At 32.7% G+C, this 15,867-nt stretch carries 13 protein-coding genes and 1 rRNA gene; 1 reads left to right on the top strand and 13 read right to left on the bottom strand.

Features of this window, described 5'->3' with window-relative positions; all coding sequences use genetic code 11:
* Positions 1 to 67: 67 nt before the first annotated feature.
* The 4 genes from arcC to ptcA form a co-directional block, all read right to left on the bottom strand.
* Positions 68 to 1,006, bottom strand: coding sequence for a carbamate kinase (gene arcC / locus M2475_RS05510; RefSeq protein ID WP_277490136.1), 939 nt, complete (start codon positions 1,004 to 1,006; stop codon positions 68 to 70).
* Positions 1,007 to 1,062: 56 nt separating this feature from the next.
* The gene (aguA, locus tag M2475_RS05505; protein ID WP_277490135.1) at positions 1,063 to 2,160 is read right to left on the bottom strand and encodes an agmatine deiminase; all 1,098 of its coding nucleotides are present in this window, start codon (positions 2,158 to 2,160) and stop codon (positions 1,063 to 1,065) included.
* The gene (locus M2475_RS05500; protein ID WP_277490134.1) at positions 2,160 to 3,536 is read right to left on the bottom strand and encodes an APC family permease; all 1,377 of its coding nucleotides are present in this window, start codon (positions 3,534 to 3,536) and stop codon (positions 2,160 to 2,162) included. Before M2475_RS05500 ends, aguA begins: the two co-directional genes overlap by 1 nt.
* 215 nt (positions 3,537 to 3,751) lie before the next feature.
* Entirely contained in the window at positions 3,752 to 4,777 is a 1,026-nt protein-coding gene (gene ptcA / locus M2475_RS05495; RefSeq protein WP_277490133.1) for a putrescine carbamoyltransferase, read from the bottom strand.
* Positions 4,778 to 5,154: 377 nt separating this feature from the next.
* Between ptcA and M2475_RS05490 the strand changes: the two genes are divergently transcribed.
* Positions 5,155 to 6,120, top strand: a complete 966-nt coding sequence (locus M2475_RS05490) for a helix-turn-helix transcriptional regulator (protein WP_277490132.1) — start codon at positions 5,155 to 5,157, stop codon at positions 6,118 to 6,120.
* 44 nt (positions 6,121 to 6,164) lie between these two features.
* On the opposite strand, the gene M2475_RS05485 is transcribed toward M2475_RS05490, so the two are convergent.
* From M2475_RS05485 to rrf, 9 genes are all read right to left on the bottom strand, one after another.
* Entirely contained in the window at positions 6,165 to 7,763 is a 1,599-nt protein-coding gene (locus M2475_RS05485) for a DEAD/DEAH box helicase (RefSeq protein ID WP_277490129.1), read from the bottom strand.
* A 136-nt stretch (positions 7,764 to 7,899) separates the two neighbouring features.
* On the bottom strand, positions 7,900 to 8,319 hold the full coding sequence (locus tag M2475_RS05480) for an aspartate carbamoyltransferase regulatory subunit (RefSeq protein ID WP_277490128.1): 420 nt from the start codon (positions 8,317 to 8,319) through the stop codon (positions 7,900 to 7,902).
* Positions 8,320 to 8,333: 14 nt separating this feature from the next.
* A complete protein-coding gene (gene pyrB, locus M2475_RS05475) occupies positions 8,334 to 9,251 on the bottom strand; it encodes an aspartate carbamoyltransferase (protein ID WP_277490127.1) in 918 nt (305 codons plus the stop codon).
* A gap of 150 nt (positions 9,252 to 9,401) precedes the next feature.
* A complete protein-coding gene (locus tag M2475_RS05470; protein ID WP_277490125.1) occupies positions 9,402 to 10,988 on the bottom strand; it encodes an FAD-dependent protein in 1,587 nt (528 codons plus the stop codon).
* Complete coding sequence (locus tag M2475_RS05465) at positions 10,988 to 12,025, bottom strand: acyltransferase (RefSeq protein WP_277490124.1); 1,038 nt, start codon at positions 12,023 to 12,025, stop codon at positions 10,988 to 10,990. The genes M2475_RS05470 and M2475_RS05465 overlap by 1 nt, the downstream gene beginning before the upstream one ends.
* A gap of 21 nt (positions 12,026 to 12,046) precedes the next feature.
* Positions 12,047 to 13,195 carry an alanine racemase gene (alr, locus tag M2475_RS05460; RefSeq protein ID WP_277490123.1) on the bottom strand — a complete coding sequence of 383 codons (1,149 nt, stop codon included), beginning with the start codon at positions 13,193 to 13,195 and terminating at the stop codon, positions 12,047 to 12,049.
* A gap of 4 nt (positions 13,196 to 13,199) precedes the next feature.
* Positions 13,200 to 14,255 carry a D-alanine--D-alanine ligase family protein gene (locus M2475_RS05455; RefSeq protein WP_277490122.1) on the bottom strand — a complete coding sequence of 352 codons (1,056 nt, stop codon included), beginning with the start codon at positions 14,253 to 14,255 and terminating at the stop codon, positions 13,200 to 13,202.
* Between the two features lie 4 nt (positions 14,256 to 14,259).
* On the bottom strand, positions 14,260 to 15,636 hold the full coding sequence (gene murF / locus M2475_RS05450; protein WP_277490121.1) for a UDP-N-acetylmuramoyl-tripeptide--D-alanyl-D-alanine ligase: 1,377 nt from the start codon (positions 15,634 to 15,636) through the stop codon (positions 14,260 to 14,262).
* 133 nt (positions 15,637 to 15,769) lie between these two features.
* Positions 15,770 to 15,867 (bottom strand): 5S ribosomal RNA (gene rrf, locus M2475_RS05445); the annotation flags it as partial.

Genomic DNA, 15,867 nt, shown 5'->3' with positions numbered 1-15,867 from the left:
TCGCCTTAAAGGACTTTTCTTAATAATATTATCATATCAAAAAGAAATTGCAACTGTTTTTTTGTAATTATAATTTGATTAAAGTACCACTTTCCCCTTTCATTGCCAGTGGTGCTTTTTCAAGTGAAGCAATAATTGATTTTCTTCCTGCTTTACTTTCTGCAAACTGCATTGCTGCTTCTACTTTTGGCAACATACTACCAGGTGCAAAATGCCCTTCTTCTATGTATTGTTTAGCCTCTTCAATACTCATTTCAATAATTTCTTTTTGATCTGGCTTACCAAAATTAACCATTACACGATCAACAGCAGTTAAAACAAATAAATAATCTGCATCTACTAATTCTGCTAATTTTGCGCTTGCAAAATCCTTATCAATCACAGCAGGGATTCCATGATGATCTCCGTTCTCATCTTTGATTACTGGAATACCTCCTCCTCCACAAGCAATAACAATAAATTCATTATCTAATAAATTTAAAATAGAATCCTTTTCTACAATATCTAAAGGTTTTGGACTCGCTACCATTTGTCGATATCCTCTACCTGCATCTTCCTTAAACACTAAACTTGGATCCTTTTTCATCATTGCCTCTGCATCTTCTTTGCTATAAAATGCACCAATAGGCTTGGTTGGATTTGAGAATGCAGGATCTTGTTCATCTACTTCCATTTGAGTAACAACACTGGCACAATGCCATGGCAATCCCAAACGATGAATTTCTTTCATGATTCCTTGTTGTAAATGGTATCCTATATACCCTTGACTCATAGCAGTACACTCTGGCAATTCAAACTGCGCTATTTTATCACTCTCTTCATGTGCCATGTCCAACGCCAATTTTATCATTCCTACCTGCGGTCCATTTCCATGGCTGATGATAATTTCATTTCCTTGCGTAATCAAACCAACAAGCGATTTTGTAGCTTGATCAATTTTTTCCAATTGTTCTTCTGGGGTATTCCCCAAGGCGTTACCACCAAGTGCAATTACAATTCTAGACATAAATACTCTCCTTTATCAATTAAGAAGGGGATAAACCTTCGTTATCCCCAATTACATTATTTACCTGATGGTTGTTGTTGTGTAATACAGTGAATATTTCCTCCACCCAGTAAAATTTCACGAGCATACAACCCTACGACTTTACGATCAGGGAAAACTGATTGTAATGTTTCAATCGCTTTTTCATCATTAGGGTCATCAAACATTGGTACAACCACTCCACCATTCGCAATATAGAAGTTCGCATATGATGCTGCAAGACGATCACCTTCCATTCTAGGTAAAGTTCCATCTACTGCATCTACCCCTTCGCTCTCTTCTTTTGTAATCAATACATTGGCAGGAAGCATCAATTTTATAATTTCTAAGTTTCTTCCTTTTGCATCTTTTTCCTTACTTAAGATTTCATAAGCTTTTTGGCAAATTTCATATTGTGGATCTGCTTTATCTTCTGTCCAAGCCAATACAACTTTTCCAGGTGCAACATAGTGTAAAATATTATCCACATGTCCATTTGTTTCATCATTGTAAATTCCATAAGGAATCCAAATGATTTTCTCTAAATTTAAATATTGTTTCAATACATCTTCAATTTCTTCTTTTGAAAGTTGCGGATTTCTTCCTTCACTTAACAAACATTCTTCTGTAACAATTAAAGTACCTTCGCCATCCACATGAATAGAACCACCTTCTAAAACAAAGTCTTCTAATGAATAGCAAGTTTTACTCTCCATATCACACATTTTTTTAGCTACATGATCATCTTTGTCCCATGGAAAATATAATCCATCATACAAACCACCCCATGCATTAAAGCGCCAATCAACACCACGCACTTCTTTACCATTTACAACAAAGGTTGCTCCACAATCACGCATCCATGAGTCATCATTACTCATTTCTACAACGCGAATATTATCTGATAGCATAGAGCGAGCATTATCGTATTGTGCATTGCTTACACACATTGTAACTGGTTCAAACTCTGCAATTGCTTCTGCTACTTTACAAAATACATGTTGTGCTGGTTTTCCACCATTACGCCAATTATCAGGACGTTCTGGCCAAATCATCCAACATCCGTCGTGGTGTTCAAATTCACCAGGCATTCTAAATCCATCTTTTTTAGGTGTACTTTCTCTTAATACTTTCATTATTGTTTTTCCTCCTCAGGTTGCCCTGTTTTATTTCTACGACATATAAATTCGCCAATCAGAATAAATATTATTGCTCCTATTGTAATCGGTAAGGTTGCTTCCAATGTTGCACTATCAAATGATAACGGCACTGCTGTGAAAATAAGTGCGACAATGATTACTACCATTGGACAAAGTGCCAATACTTTCAAAAACAAGTCGCTCCCTTTTACTCTGAATGGACGTTCTGTATCTGGATCAATTTTTCTAAGCTTTAAAAAAGCTGGGAAAATTGGGATATAAGCTAATAAGAACATAACTAAATTTAAAGCAAAGAAACTCCAAAATAAATCTTGATTCGGAATCAATGGTGCTAAGAGTACAACAATACTAGCAATTACTCCATTCATAATCGCTGTTCCAGTTGGCATCCCATTCTTTTTTGATTCTTTCGCGAAAACCTTTGGCATATCTCCATTTTTAGCTGCGTAGCATGCTACGCTATTTACACCTAATGACCATGAAATCATATTTCCGAATAGTGTCAATAAGAACAAGACAGCTGAAACTTTTACTAATAGTCCTGTTGGTTCATTCGTCATTAAGATAATCGCATCAACCAATCCACTACTTGTACTAATTTCTGAAGTCGGTATTGCTACCCCAATACCAAACGCAGAGAACATATAAATACCTGCAATTACGAATCCTCCAATGATGATTGCTTTTGGAATTTGTTTATTTGGATTCTCCATATCACCAGATAATGTACAAATAACTTCAAATCCTAACATATTAAATAGAATTACTGATACATAAGATAAACTATCCAAATCAAACGATGGTAATAATGACGATGCTGTAATCTCGTTAGCTACGCCTTGTGTTAATGCAACATAAATACCTAATCCACCCAATAATACTGCTAAAAATACTTTAATAACTGCCGCTCCATTTAAGATCCAAACAGAATCTGATACTGGGAAAAAGCTAATAAATACAATAATCCAAATAAATATCAGTTCGATAATTAATGCATCAACAGTTCCAATTTCAATTCCTGTAATCAAGGTAATCATATCTGGAAATACAACTGCTAATGATGCCATCCACAACGGGAAATTTATCCAATAATACCAAGAAGCACGGCTTCCCATACGTGAACCGAAAGCTTTTCGTACCCAATCATAAAGTCCACCATCTCCATCATATGTAGTACCTAATTCTGATGAAATCAGTCCATAAGGTAATAGAAAGATCAACATCAGCAAGATCCACCAAAAATACTGTGAGTTCCCTATTGCTGCAACTGGTGCTGCTGCTTCTGCAACGAATACAACACAGATAACCAGTAAAATTGCATCTATCATTCTAAATTTTTTCTTCTTTGACATAGTCTGCCCCTTTCATTTCGTTAAATAGTAAATAATAAACTTTACTTTTTTATCGCAAGAGGTGCCTTCACCAAGAGGCAATTTAACTATTTCTTTACCACTTTTCCACAAGTATTTGCAGTTGTGAGTTTGGGAAGCGCTTAAAAACCAATACCACTGTCTTCTGCATATTGCGCAAGCTTCCTCTATGCAACTATTATGTTTAACACTTAAATTTAGTCGTTTAAGTATTCTAATCTTTCATCCATAAAAGTATCTAATTCTTCTTTTGCTTCTAATTTTTGAAGTTCTGTAGGATCTTTTTGATATCTAGTAAAGTATACTAATAACCCACGCATTGCTGTTAAACGATTACCAGCTTCTTCAAAAGCAACTGATATATCACTATCCAATACTTCATCTGTAACATCTTCACCACGTGTAGCTGGTAAACAGTGCATAAATTTAGCACCTAGGTTTGCCATTTGCATCAAATCACGATTTACTTGATAATCATGGAAAACTCTTTTTCTTTCTTCTTCTGGCATTTCGTTTTCATATAATCCATACCATACATCAGTATAAACAAAATCTGCACCTTTCATTGCTGATTCTTTATCATCTGTAACATCCCATGTACCACCAGATATTTTACAGTTTTCTTCCATAATCGCTTTATGATCTGCATTCAATTGATGTGTTTTTGGTCCATAATGAACAAAATTCATCCCTAACTTTGTTGTTATAAATCCAAGCGAAGCACAAACTTGTGTACCATCACCAACAAATACAACTTTACATTCTTCTAATGTTTTTCCTTTCGGTAAGTTTTCAATAATTGTACATAAATCACCAATTTCTTGTGTAGGGTGATTATAGTCAGACATCCCATTAAGAACAGGAATTGTACTAGCATTAGCTAATTTCACAACTGTATCATGTTCAATTACTCTTGCCATAACAATATCAATCAAATTTGATAATACACGTCCTGTGTCTTCAATTGTTTCGTGACCTCCCAATTGAATCATTCCAGGCCCCAAATATTGTGCATGACCACCAAGTTGTGTCATTGCTGTTTCAAATGATACTCTTGTACGAGTTGAAGATTGTTGGAAAATCATTCCTAATGTCTTATCTTTCAATAGTGGTGGATAATATCCATTTTTAATACATTTCTTAATTTTTAATGAAAGATCAATGATATCCAATAACTCTTCCTTTGTAAAATCGTTTGTGTCAATAAAATGTCTTAATTCCATAATGTTATCTCCTTTTCTGACTTTATGGTCTACTGTTAATAAACAGTTCTTATAGACGAAAGAAGCGATACATACTTATAAGTGCAAATTTAAATTAAATAAATTGTTAGAAATCGCATATAAGTTATATATAAACATCAATTGAAGGATACTTTTAATGCCAGTATATATCTAAATCTACACCTACAAATATGTATCGCTGCTTTCTTCATCTATAACGTAATACAAAATGTAAGGGTTTACATTAGGAAAAAGGTTATATTTTACCTATAACTTAAGTTATGTTTTATCTAACCCCTACTTTGTTTGAACAATAAACTTTGACACTATTTTTATGTTTTGTTATCATTTGAATAAGGGACTATAGGAGGTGTACTATGGATACGCTCAATGTATTAATTTTCTTTTTCAGCCTTGTGGTTATTATGTTTCCTGTGCTGACAATGGCACCTTCATATCTTGTTTACTCAAAAACCAAGAATAAGTTATATTTATATACAACATTGTTACTCATTACATTTATAATAGATGCCGTATTTCTTCACTATACAGATTTTTATCACTCTTCAACAACGGTCTTACCTGATACCTTTATAAGTCTTGCACCGTTTAAGATTGTATTATTCTCTGTAATGTTAAGTATTGAAATGTTGATCATTCTAAATATTTTTCAAAAGCAGATAAAAGTAAAATATTTTATTATCATTATCATATTCATCGCTTTAGAGATTATTTTTAAAACTATGAATGAAAACAATTTAACAATCTGGTTATTTTATACAACTCGACAATTCTTTACCATTGTTCTTTGTGTATATTTCTACTATGCTTATATACGTTGTAAAGATTCACAGATTAAATCCTATGCGAAAAAATTCATAAGTATTTTTGCTTTATTTATCTTATTAAACTTTATCATTTGTATTGAAGATGCATTAGTGTCTTCACAACAACAAGCATTTTCATCTTCAGGATTGATTTTCAAGGAACGTAATTTTACTGAAAACCTATATTGGATGGTTATCACTTCTTTGATTTTTATTAGCACTTTTTCAATTATTAACAATTTAGTATTTCCTACTAAAGAAAAAAAGACATCTTTAAATACGGACGCCTTTGTAAATGAAATACAACTCACCAAAAGAGAAAAAGAAATCTTTCTTTTAATTTTAGAACACTATGGTAATATGGAAATAGCAGATAAATTATGTATTTCATCAGGTACACTAAAAGCGCATATCCACAATATCTACGCCAAAGCAAATGTGACACATCGTAATGAATTAATTAAAAAAGTAAACGACGTCATAGAAACTAATAAAATTCAAACCGAAAATAAATAGTAAAAAGGGATTCAAAATAAGATGAATCCCTTTTTATTTGGTTATTAACTATATAAATCTTTTAATTTTTCCTTTTTATAAAAACGCACATGGAATGAATGATTGTTGATTTGTGAACTAATCATTTTGTTTAAGACTTGCGTTGCTGCCTTTTTTTCCACAACTACTATACTATAGCGTTTGCGAATATCAATCGTCCCAATTTGTTCCATTGAAATATCTGCTTCATTTATTATTGATTTTTCAATATCCCTAACTGAAATTTGATTTTCTGAACCAATGGTAAGTTTTAACTCTACTCCATCTTTTATTTTCTTTTTCCTTCTTTTTGATACTGGTGCTGGTGAAGCAGCCACATCTCCTTGTAAAATCGTGATCAACGCACTGATAATTGCATCTTTTTCATGACCTGCCAGCAGCAAATCATCAACGATTTTCATATGGTTAGGAACAATTCCTTGTGTATCAATTACATTAATTAACTGCTCTTTGAATTGTTGCTTTTTCATCTCGTGAATATCCTGCTTTGAAGGTATTTCTTTACATTCCACTTTTGCCTTTGTAAATTTCATAATACTTTGTAAGCGTTGGTATTGCTTGCGTCCCTTAATTAATGTGATAGCCAACCCATTCTTACCAGCTCTTCCTGTTCTTCCAATTCGGTGTACATACACTTCATTATCTTGTGGTAAATCATGATTAATAACCAAATCGATATTATTTACATCAATACCTCTTGCTGCCACATCACTAGCAACTAAAATGGCTTTTTTTGATTTTTTGAAATTTGCCATAATTTTCATACGCTTATCTTGTTTAACATCACCATGTAAGCCAATTGCCTTGATATCATTTCTATTTAAATCATCTACCAAATCATCAACTGCTGCTTTTGTATTACAGAAGATAAGGGTAAGGTTAGGTGCATAAAACGATAACAATTGTTTTATCACTGTCATTTTTTTATCATCTCTTTTTAAGTCGTAATATACTTGATTGATTGTTTCAACTGTTTTATATTGCGATTTAATCTCTATCTCTGTTTGCTCATGCAAATATCCAGTTGCAATTTCACGAATTGCTTTCGGCATTGTTGCACTAAATAAAATTGTCTGGTGTTTCCCTTCTATTTTATTTAAGATTGTTTCAATATCATCTCGAAATCCCATATTCAACATTTCATCTGCTTCGTCTAACACCACACAATCATAATTTTTTAATTTGATTGTTCTTCTACGAATGTGATCTAAAATCCTTCCTGGTGTTCCCACTATGATTTGTACACCTTTTTTTAGTGTTCGGATTTGGCGATCAATTGGTGTTCCACCAAAAACACTAGCAATTTTAATCATCTCTGTAAACTTGCTAAACTTACGTAGTTCATCTTCTACCTGGGTTACTAACTCTCTTGTGGGACAAACAATTAATACTTGATGAATTTCACCATCGCATAAACGTTGTAACAAAGGTAAGCCAAAAGAAGCTGTTTTTCCTGTACCTGTATTTGATTTTGCAATTATATCTTTGCCATCCAAAACCAATGGAATCGCTTTTTCTTGTATTTCGGTCGGAGTATGATACCCCATTTCATCAATTGCACGAAGCAATTTTTCATTCTTAATAATTTCTTTGAATTGTGTCATTTTTTCTTCTTTCTTTACTTTCGCAATGTTTCAATTGTATAACAAATAATGAAAAACCACAATAAAAACATCTTTTTTTTCTTTCACAAAAAAAACTGTTAGCTATTATGCTGAACAGTTTTGGATATTCTATCTGCTATTTTGCAATTCTACTTTCACAATAAACACAACGATATACATGATTTTCTTTATCCACCAATTTAAACGTTTGGGGTAAACTTGTTTCTACTGATGTGATACATCGTGGATTCTTACACACTTCCACATTGGTAATTGTTTCTGGTAATGCTAATTTCTTCTTTTCTACAGTAATTCCGTCTTTTATATAGCTAACTGTAATATTAGGATCAATATATCCTAGTACATCTAAATCAATTTCAAAATCGTTATCAATCTTAATTATATCTTTTCTTCCCATCTTCTGACTTTTTACATTTTTAATAATTGCTACACTGCAATCTAATTCATCTAGATTTAAACTATCATAAACACGCATACTTTTTCCTGCACTGATATGATCTAAAACAATGCCATTTTTGATACTATCGATATTCATATATTTTCCTCCTGTTACTTATGTAAACCTAGCATTGTCATAATCAATGCCATTCGAACATACTTTCCATTCTTCACCTGTCTAAAATAACAAGCCCTTGGATCATCATCCACTTCTACTGCGATTTCATTCACTCTAGGTAGCGGATGCAGGATTGATAAATCTTTTTTTGCGGTTTTCAATTTATCCAAATCTAATATATAACTATCTTTTAAACGAATATAATCAGCTTCATTAAAAAATCTTTCTTTTTGCACTCTGGTCATATAAATAACATCTAACTCATCGATGACATCTTCCATCTTCTCTACTTCGATGAATTCTATATTATATTTCTCTACAACATCACGTTTTAAATATTCTGGAATTCGCAACTCCTCTGGAGATACACAAATAAAGCGAATGTTCTTATAGCGAGACATTGCCTTCATCAAAGAATGTACGGTTCTTCCAAATTTTAAATCACCACAAAGCCCTATTGTAAGGTTATCAAGTCTTCCCTTCTCACGGCGTATAGTAAGCAAATCTGTGAGCGTTTGTGTAGGATGGTTATGTCCGCCATCTCCAGCGTTAATGATTGGCACACTTGCTCTAGTAGCCCCTGCAAGCGGTGCTCCTTCTTTGGGATGACGCATTGCGATAATATGCGAATAACATGATACTGTTTGTATCGTATCTGAGATACTTTCTCCTTTTGCTGCACTCGACGAATTAGCAGACGAAAATCCTAATACATTTCCACCCAACTCCAACATAGCAGCTTCAAAACTAAGTCTTGTTCTCGTACTTGGTTCAAAGAACAAAGTCGCTAAGGTTTTATGATTACATACATCTTCATAAGCGCTAGGATTTGCTGTAATCTTATCTGCAAGATTTAATAAATTATCAATTTCCTTAACACTTAGATCCATTGGATCAATTAAATTTTTCATTTTTATGCTCCTCCTATTTCATAAATAGTGAGAGGCCCTATTTTTTTCCTTTTTAATCTCTCAGGATTATTTTAAAGGGTCATTTCACTGCATTTATCATATCATACCGGATATGAATTTCAACAAAAAAACAAAAAATAAAACGTGTTTTTATAAAACACGTTGATTATCATAGATTTCAATTATCTTTTCTGCACATTTCAATCCATCGATTGCACTCGAGACAATTCCTCCAGAATATCCACTTCCTTCACCAATTGGATATACTTTCGCCAATGAAATAGATTGCATTTCTTTATCCCTTATAATTCGAAGCGGACTTGAAGACCTTGTTTCAACACCTGTTAATACAGCATTTTCATTTCTGAATGCTTTGTTTTTTTTCTGAAAATCTTTAATTCCCTGTTGAAGTGCTGCACAAATTTTAGGAGAAAACAAATGATGAAAATCAATGTAGGTAACTCCCAATGGATAAGAAGGTTGAATCACTTCTTGATTAGAAGGTTCATTCCCCAAAAAATCATATACTTTTTGCGCTGGTGCTTTATAATTTTCACCACCTAATATAAATGCATCTTTTTCAAGCCGTTCTTGAAATTGCATTCCTGAAAAAGTATCGATTCCATAATCAGTTTGATCTACTTGTACTAAAATTGCTGCATTTGCATTTTGTTTATCCCTTGCATAATTACTCATTCCATTGACAACAACATGACCACGTCTAGACGTTGCTGCCACCACTTCTCCACCAGGACACATGCAAAAAGTATATACACCTTTTCCTTCCCATTGATGTTGTAAGCGATAACTTGCTATTGGTAAGCTAGGATTATTCCATTCACTATGATATAGGGCCTCATTAATACTCTTTTGTGGATGTTCAATTCGTAATCCAACTGCAAAAGGCTTTGCTTCCATTTGTAATCCCTGGTCATAAAACTTTATAAAGCTATCACGTGCACTATTTCCAAGTGCTAAAACAACAACATCACTTTCATATTTTTTATTATCAGTAACTACTCCACAAACGCGATCATTATGAGATATTAATTCTTCCACTTTACAGTTGAAATGAATTTCTCCACCAAATTCAATAATCGCTTCACGAACATTTCTAACAACTTCTATCAGCTTATCGCTCCCAATATGAGGATAAGCTTCATAAAGAATTTCTTCTGGTGCACCATATGCAACAAACTCTTCATATATTTTATGAACGCGTAAATCTTTTGTTCTTGCTGTAAGTTTTCCATCAGAAAAAGTCCCTGCTCCGCCTTCACCAAATTGAATGTTACTCCATTCATTTAAAGTACCTGTACGAATGAATTCATCAACGTCCTTTACTCTTTGCTCAACAGCACTCCCTTGTTCAAAAACAATTGGACGATATCCACATTTAGCTAACGTTAATGCACAAAACATTCCCGCTGGACCAAAACCTACGATAATAGGCCGATGTTTCATCTCTATTATCCCTGAATTTGGATATGAATATTGAACATTTGCAATTGAACGTACATTTTTAATTTTTTTTCGCAAAATTCTTTTTTCATCTTTCACTTCCACATTCACACTATAAATAAAAAATATTGGTTGCTGGCGAGCATCAACATTTTTCCTATGAATAGAATATTCTAGCATTTCTGTTTCATCAATATGCAAAATTTTAAGAATTTTATTTTTCAATTCTACTTGATTATCATGAATCGAAATTCGAATTTGATCAATCCGCAACATTAAATTAGATACCTCAAAATTGCAAATTTACTTTTCTTTGATAATGTATACACAATATATGCAAAATCAACTGCCAGTACTAAAACAATAATAAAATATACAAGACTGTTATAGTTAAATGGTAAAATATCTAAAATTAATTTAAATAAGATATGTGAGAAATAAATCAACGTACTACATGCACGAAATGTTATATAGCGTTCACTAAACTTTAAATCAAATGAGATGACATACAAGAAGAAGTAAAACATAAATGGTAATAATGTAAGATACATACTCGTTCTTGGTGTATCAAGTTGAATACCTTTGATAAAGAATCCTTCAATAAATAATAAAACAAAGCATACAAGTGTTCGTTTCAACAAATCACTTTTACTTAAAGCAAAACGACTTGTAGCTATATAAAAACCTATGGTTGTATAAATCATTCCAAAAAATAATCCATTTCTTGTTGTTTCAAAGATTTTTAAATAGAAATTAATTCCATCTCCAAGTAATGGTATCTTCAACAAAACACTTCCATACACATTCACTAGCATTCCAATTATATATAATACCAAACCAACTTCAATTACACGAGTCGTTTTAAATTTCATTAACAATGCATATACAAGACATGTCGAAAACATCATAGCTGGTAAAAACCATAGATGATAATAACTACCTGTAAATAGAAAATTACGAATAAATCGCGGAATTGTAGAACCATCAATTCCACCTTGCATCCATTCAAATACTAAAGGAATTAAATAAATAATTGTCCATATTACATAAACTCTTAATAACCTCAAGATATATTTACGTAACATCCGTAGGTTCTCTTTACTTTTCAATCCTGCAACATAATCTAATTTTCGAAAGAACAAAAAAGCACTTGCGACAAAAAAGAATGGTACTGCAATTCTCCCTAAAATCTGTACAACAAAATAATTCAATGTTTCATTCACTGATAAGAATGGGCCTGTATGAATAGCAACAACTAAGACCGCACAAATCAGTTTCACAATGTCTACCAAATAATAATTTTTTCGTTCCATAAACGCTCCCTCACATATCTTTTACTTATAAAATCGTGGAACTCTTTTAGAAATCAAACAAAATGATTCATTATTAATTGTATTCGCTGCTCTCGACAACTCATCAATTTTAATCACTTCATTCCCATCGTTTCCAACAATCGTAACCACATTCCCTATTTCGATATTTTTAACACCTGTTGCATTTACCATAAATTGATCCATGCATATATTACCAACAATCTCACAACGCTCTCCATTAATCAAAACATGCAAATGATGATGTGATGCTTGTCGATTAAGCCCATCTGCATAACCACAGGTCACTGTGACTATCTTTTCTTTTCCTTTAGTAAGGTAATTTTTCCCATATCCAATATAAGTTCCTTTAGGGACCGTTTTAATACAAGAAATGTTCGCTTTCCATTCCAGTGATGGAATAAGGGTAATTGGATGCTTTAATTGCTGTTCATCATTGCTTGTGTTCCCTACAAGCAAAATTCCAACCCTTGCGTAATCGTAAGTCAATTCAGGATAATTAAGCGCACCATAACTATTTTGCAAATGTGTAACTCCATATATGATTTTCGCTGTTTTTAAATCTGCTAATACCTTTTCATAAAGAACAATTTGATGCTGAGTATATGCCTCATCATTTGGATCTTCATAGGTATCTGCCACGCTAAAATGCGAAAAAATCCCAGTAACATTTAAATTCTTTAATTTATATACTTCTATAACTTCATCAATTAGATAGTTATCATCTTGACATGGTATTCCTAGTCTTCCCATACCAGTATCCACTTTCACATGTCCCATTATCTCACAATTATGAGCTTTTGCATAAGTATCGAGCTTTTTAGCATAGGCAAGACTCATAATACATTGAGTTATGTGATATTCGCATAAATAATGAAAATGTTCTTCTGGTGTATACCCTAATATAAGAATATCTCCTTCGATTTTTGCTTCTCGTAAACGAACTGCCTCATCAATGCTAGAAACTGCAAAAAAATCAATTCCTTCATCTTGTAGTACTTTTGCTACTTGAACATCCCCATGTCCATAAGCATTCGCCTTTACAACTGCCATGATTTTTTGCTTTCCAATATGATGTTGAATTCGCTTCAGATTTTCTGCAATTTTAGACAAATCTATTTCAACCCAACAACGACTTTTACTTTCTAACATCATTTTACTCCATAGCTAAATCAATTAGCTTATTAATCAACGTAGTAAAATCAATACCTACTGCTTTCATCATAGTCGGATAACGACTTGCAGATGTAAATCCTGGAATAGTATTAATTTCATTGAAATAAATTTGTTGGTCTGTACTTACAAACATATCTACTCTTGCCAATCCCTTACATCCTAGAATCTTATAAATATGTTTAGCATTTTCTTTTATTTCATTGGTTATTTTTTCATCAACTCTTGCAGGACAAACAATTTCTGTGTTTACCAATTCGTATTTTGCCTCATAGTCAAAAAAGTTATTATGGGTATCAATTTCATCTGGTTCACCAATTGTTAATTCATGATTACCCAAAACTGCACAACCTACCTCAAATCCATCAATACCATTTTCAACAACAACCTTATCATCATATTCTAAGGCGAATTTCACGGCTTTCTCTAAGTCGTGAATATCATCAACCTTAGATATTCCAAAACTAGATCCAGCATTTGCTGGTTTCACAAACAAAGGTAGTGTAAGCTTTGTTTGAACCTCTTGTTGCAAATGTTGATAATCAATAACATCACGATTTGTTATAGACAAATACGGTGCCATCTGAATTCCTGCAGCTTCACAGATAATATGTGTATATTCTTTATCCATTGCAATCGCACTGCTCACATGATTACAACCAACATATGGTATTTGTGCCATTTCTAATAGTCCTTGTAACGTACCATCCTCACCATTTTTACCATGTAAAACCGGCAATACGCAATCCAGTGTAATTGTTTTAAAAGAGCCATCTTCTTCAAACACAAACAATCCTTCTTTTTGAGAAGGTGATAATGCTGCACGCCTTGTTGTTCCATGCTGTAGCCACTTGTCATGCTCTAAGGTATCAATATCACCATTATAATAATACCAAATTCCATCTTGTGTAATACCAATCAAAGTAATCTCATAGCGATCCTTATCAATATGGTGTAATACACTACCTACTGAATGCAGTGATACAGGATATTCACTAGAGTTCCCCCCAAAAATAACACCTAATTGTATTTTTTTCATCTTCTTAATCTCCTATCAATCGATCTACAATTTCATCTAATTTCATTCCCCTTGAACCTTTAAATAAAACTGCACAATCCTTATCTTTAAATTTCTCTAAATATGCAAATATTTCATCATGCGTTTTTGCATGAAAATATTTTTTATCCGGTTTTTTTGCTTTAGCACCATCTATGATAAATTTAGATAATTCTCCAAAACAAATTAATTCATCATATGTAATAGCATTTAAATACTCACCAACATCATAGTGAAAATCATTCATATTTGGTCCCAAATCTAGCATATCTCCTAAGACGATAATTTTATATTCTGAGGCTATGCCTTCAAATGTATCCAATGCTGCTTTTGCACTTTGAGGATTGGATTTATATGCATCATTTAAGATTGTCATCTTACAAACTTGTAAAAGTTCATTACGCATGCCTGTGCTAACATACGAATTTAAACCTTTTTGAATTACTTCATCATCCAACCCAACATAATAAGCACAAAGAAGTACTGGAAGAGTATTCAATGCCTGATGTCTTCCTAATGTCTTAACTCTAAAAGTATGAGAAGATACATTAGTTTTAAATGATATAACATCCATTTCTTGTTCAAAAGAAGTCAAATATATAGAATTCTTTTTACTCAATCCAAAAGTTTCTATTTTCAGTGAATGCATATCTTTTTCTTGTATTACTTTAGACAAAATCGGGTCATCTCCATTATAGATGAATAACGACCTATCATCTAAACCATCCATTAGCTCTAACTTTGCTCTTCCTATATTTTCAATTGTTTTTAAATTTTCTAAATGAGCAATCCCTACATTGGTCACAATTCCTAAATCAGGTTTAGCAATTGCATTTAAAAAATGAATATCCTCAAGATTTTCCATACCCATTTCTAATATTACATAATCTGTATCTTTATCCATTCTAAGCAATGTCAAGGGAACACCAATTTCATTATTCTGATTTCCTAAGGTTTTAATCACTTTATATTTAAAACCCAACACTGCTGCCAATAGGTCTTTACATGAAGTTTTTCCATTACTACCTGTAATTGCAAATACTTTCGTTTTTGATTGTAAGCGATACTGTTTCGCTAACATTTGTAATGCTACTATTGAATCTTCTACTAGTAACGTTGGTAGATTAGAATCACAATAGTCTTTATTATCAATAATTGCTAATGCAGCACCATTTCTGGCTACATCATCTAAGTAATCATGGCCATCTACTCTAGCACCACGAATTGCAAAATATATATTACTCAAAGATATTTGACGGGAATCAATGCTCACTCCCTTTATTTTATCATCTAGATTTCCTCCATTGTGTGTAAACACTCCGCCAATCATATCTATTATGTCCTGAATTGTCATTGATATCATACTTGCTCTCGCCTCCAATATCTTTATAATTATAGCACAATCAGCTTCTCATTTAAATAAAGGATTAAGTAAGATGATATTAAATAAGACAATTCTATAATACAAAAAAAGACATTCCATTGGAATGTCAATAAATTGGCAATTTGCTATCTTCACTAGAGCAAGCCTAGCTATTGTCGCCGTAAAAGTGCTTAACTTCTGTGTTCGAAATGGGAACAGGTGTGACCACTT

The organism is Breznakia sp. PF5-3 (assembly GCF_029504745.1).
In the GTDB taxonomy this organism is placed as follows: domain Bacteria; phylum Bacillota_I; class Bacilli_A; order Erysipelotrichales; family Erysipelotrichaceae; genus Breznakia.
The sequence above is the reverse complement of the archived record's forward strand: the minus strand, read 5'-3'. Positions and strand labels throughout refer to the sequence as shown.

Bases quoted from the DNA above. Each gene is read 5' to 3' on its own strand.
- arcC (WP_277490136.1), bottom strand. From the start codon at position 1,006: ATGTCTAGAATTGTAATTGCACTTGGTGGTAACGCCTTGGGGAATACC.
- aguA (WP_277490135.1), bottom strand. From the start codon at position 2,160: ATGAAAGTATTAAGAGAAAGTACACCTAAAAAAGATGGATTTAGAATG.
- M2475_RS05500 (WP_277490134.1), bottom strand. From the start codon at position 3,536: ATGTCAAAGAAGAAAAAATTTAGAATGATAGATGCAATTTTACTGGTT.
- ptcA (WP_277490133.1), bottom strand. From the start codon at position 4,777: ATGGAATTAAGACATTTTATTGACACAAACGATTTTACAAAGGAAGAG.
- M2475_RS05490 (WP_277490132.1), top strand. From the start codon at position 5,155: ATGGATACGCTCAATGTATTAATTTTCTTTTTCAGCCTTGTGGTTATT.
- M2475_RS05485 (WP_277490129.1), bottom strand. From the start codon at position 7,763: ATGACACAATTCAAAGAAATTATTAAGAATGAAAAATTGCTTCGTGCA.
- M2475_RS05480 (WP_277490128.1), bottom strand. From the start codon at position 8,319: ATGAATATCGATAGTATCAAAAATGGCATTGTTTTAGATCATATCAGT.
- pyrB (WP_277490127.1), bottom strand. From the start codon at position 9,251: ATGAAAAATTTAATTGATCCAATGGATCTAAGTGTTAAGGAAATTGAT.
- M2475_RS05470 (WP_277490125.1), bottom strand. From the start codon at position 10,988: ATGTTGCGGATTGATCAAATTCGAATTTCGATTCATGATAATCAAGTA.
- M2475_RS05465 (WP_277490124.1), bottom strand. From the start codon at position 12,025: ATGGAACGAAAAAATTATTATTTGGTAGACATTGTGAAACTGATTTGT.
- alr (WP_277490123.1), bottom strand. From the start codon at position 13,195: ATGTTAGAAAGTAAAAGTCGTTGTTGGGTTGAAATAGATTTGTCTAAA.
- M2475_RS05455 (WP_277490122.1), bottom strand. From the start codon at position 14,255: ATGAAAAAAATACAATTAGGTGTTATTTTTGGGGGGAACTCTAGTGAA.
- murF (WP_277490121.1), bottom strand. From the start codon at position 15,636: ATGATATCAATGACAATTCAGGACATAATAGATATGATTGGCGGAGTG.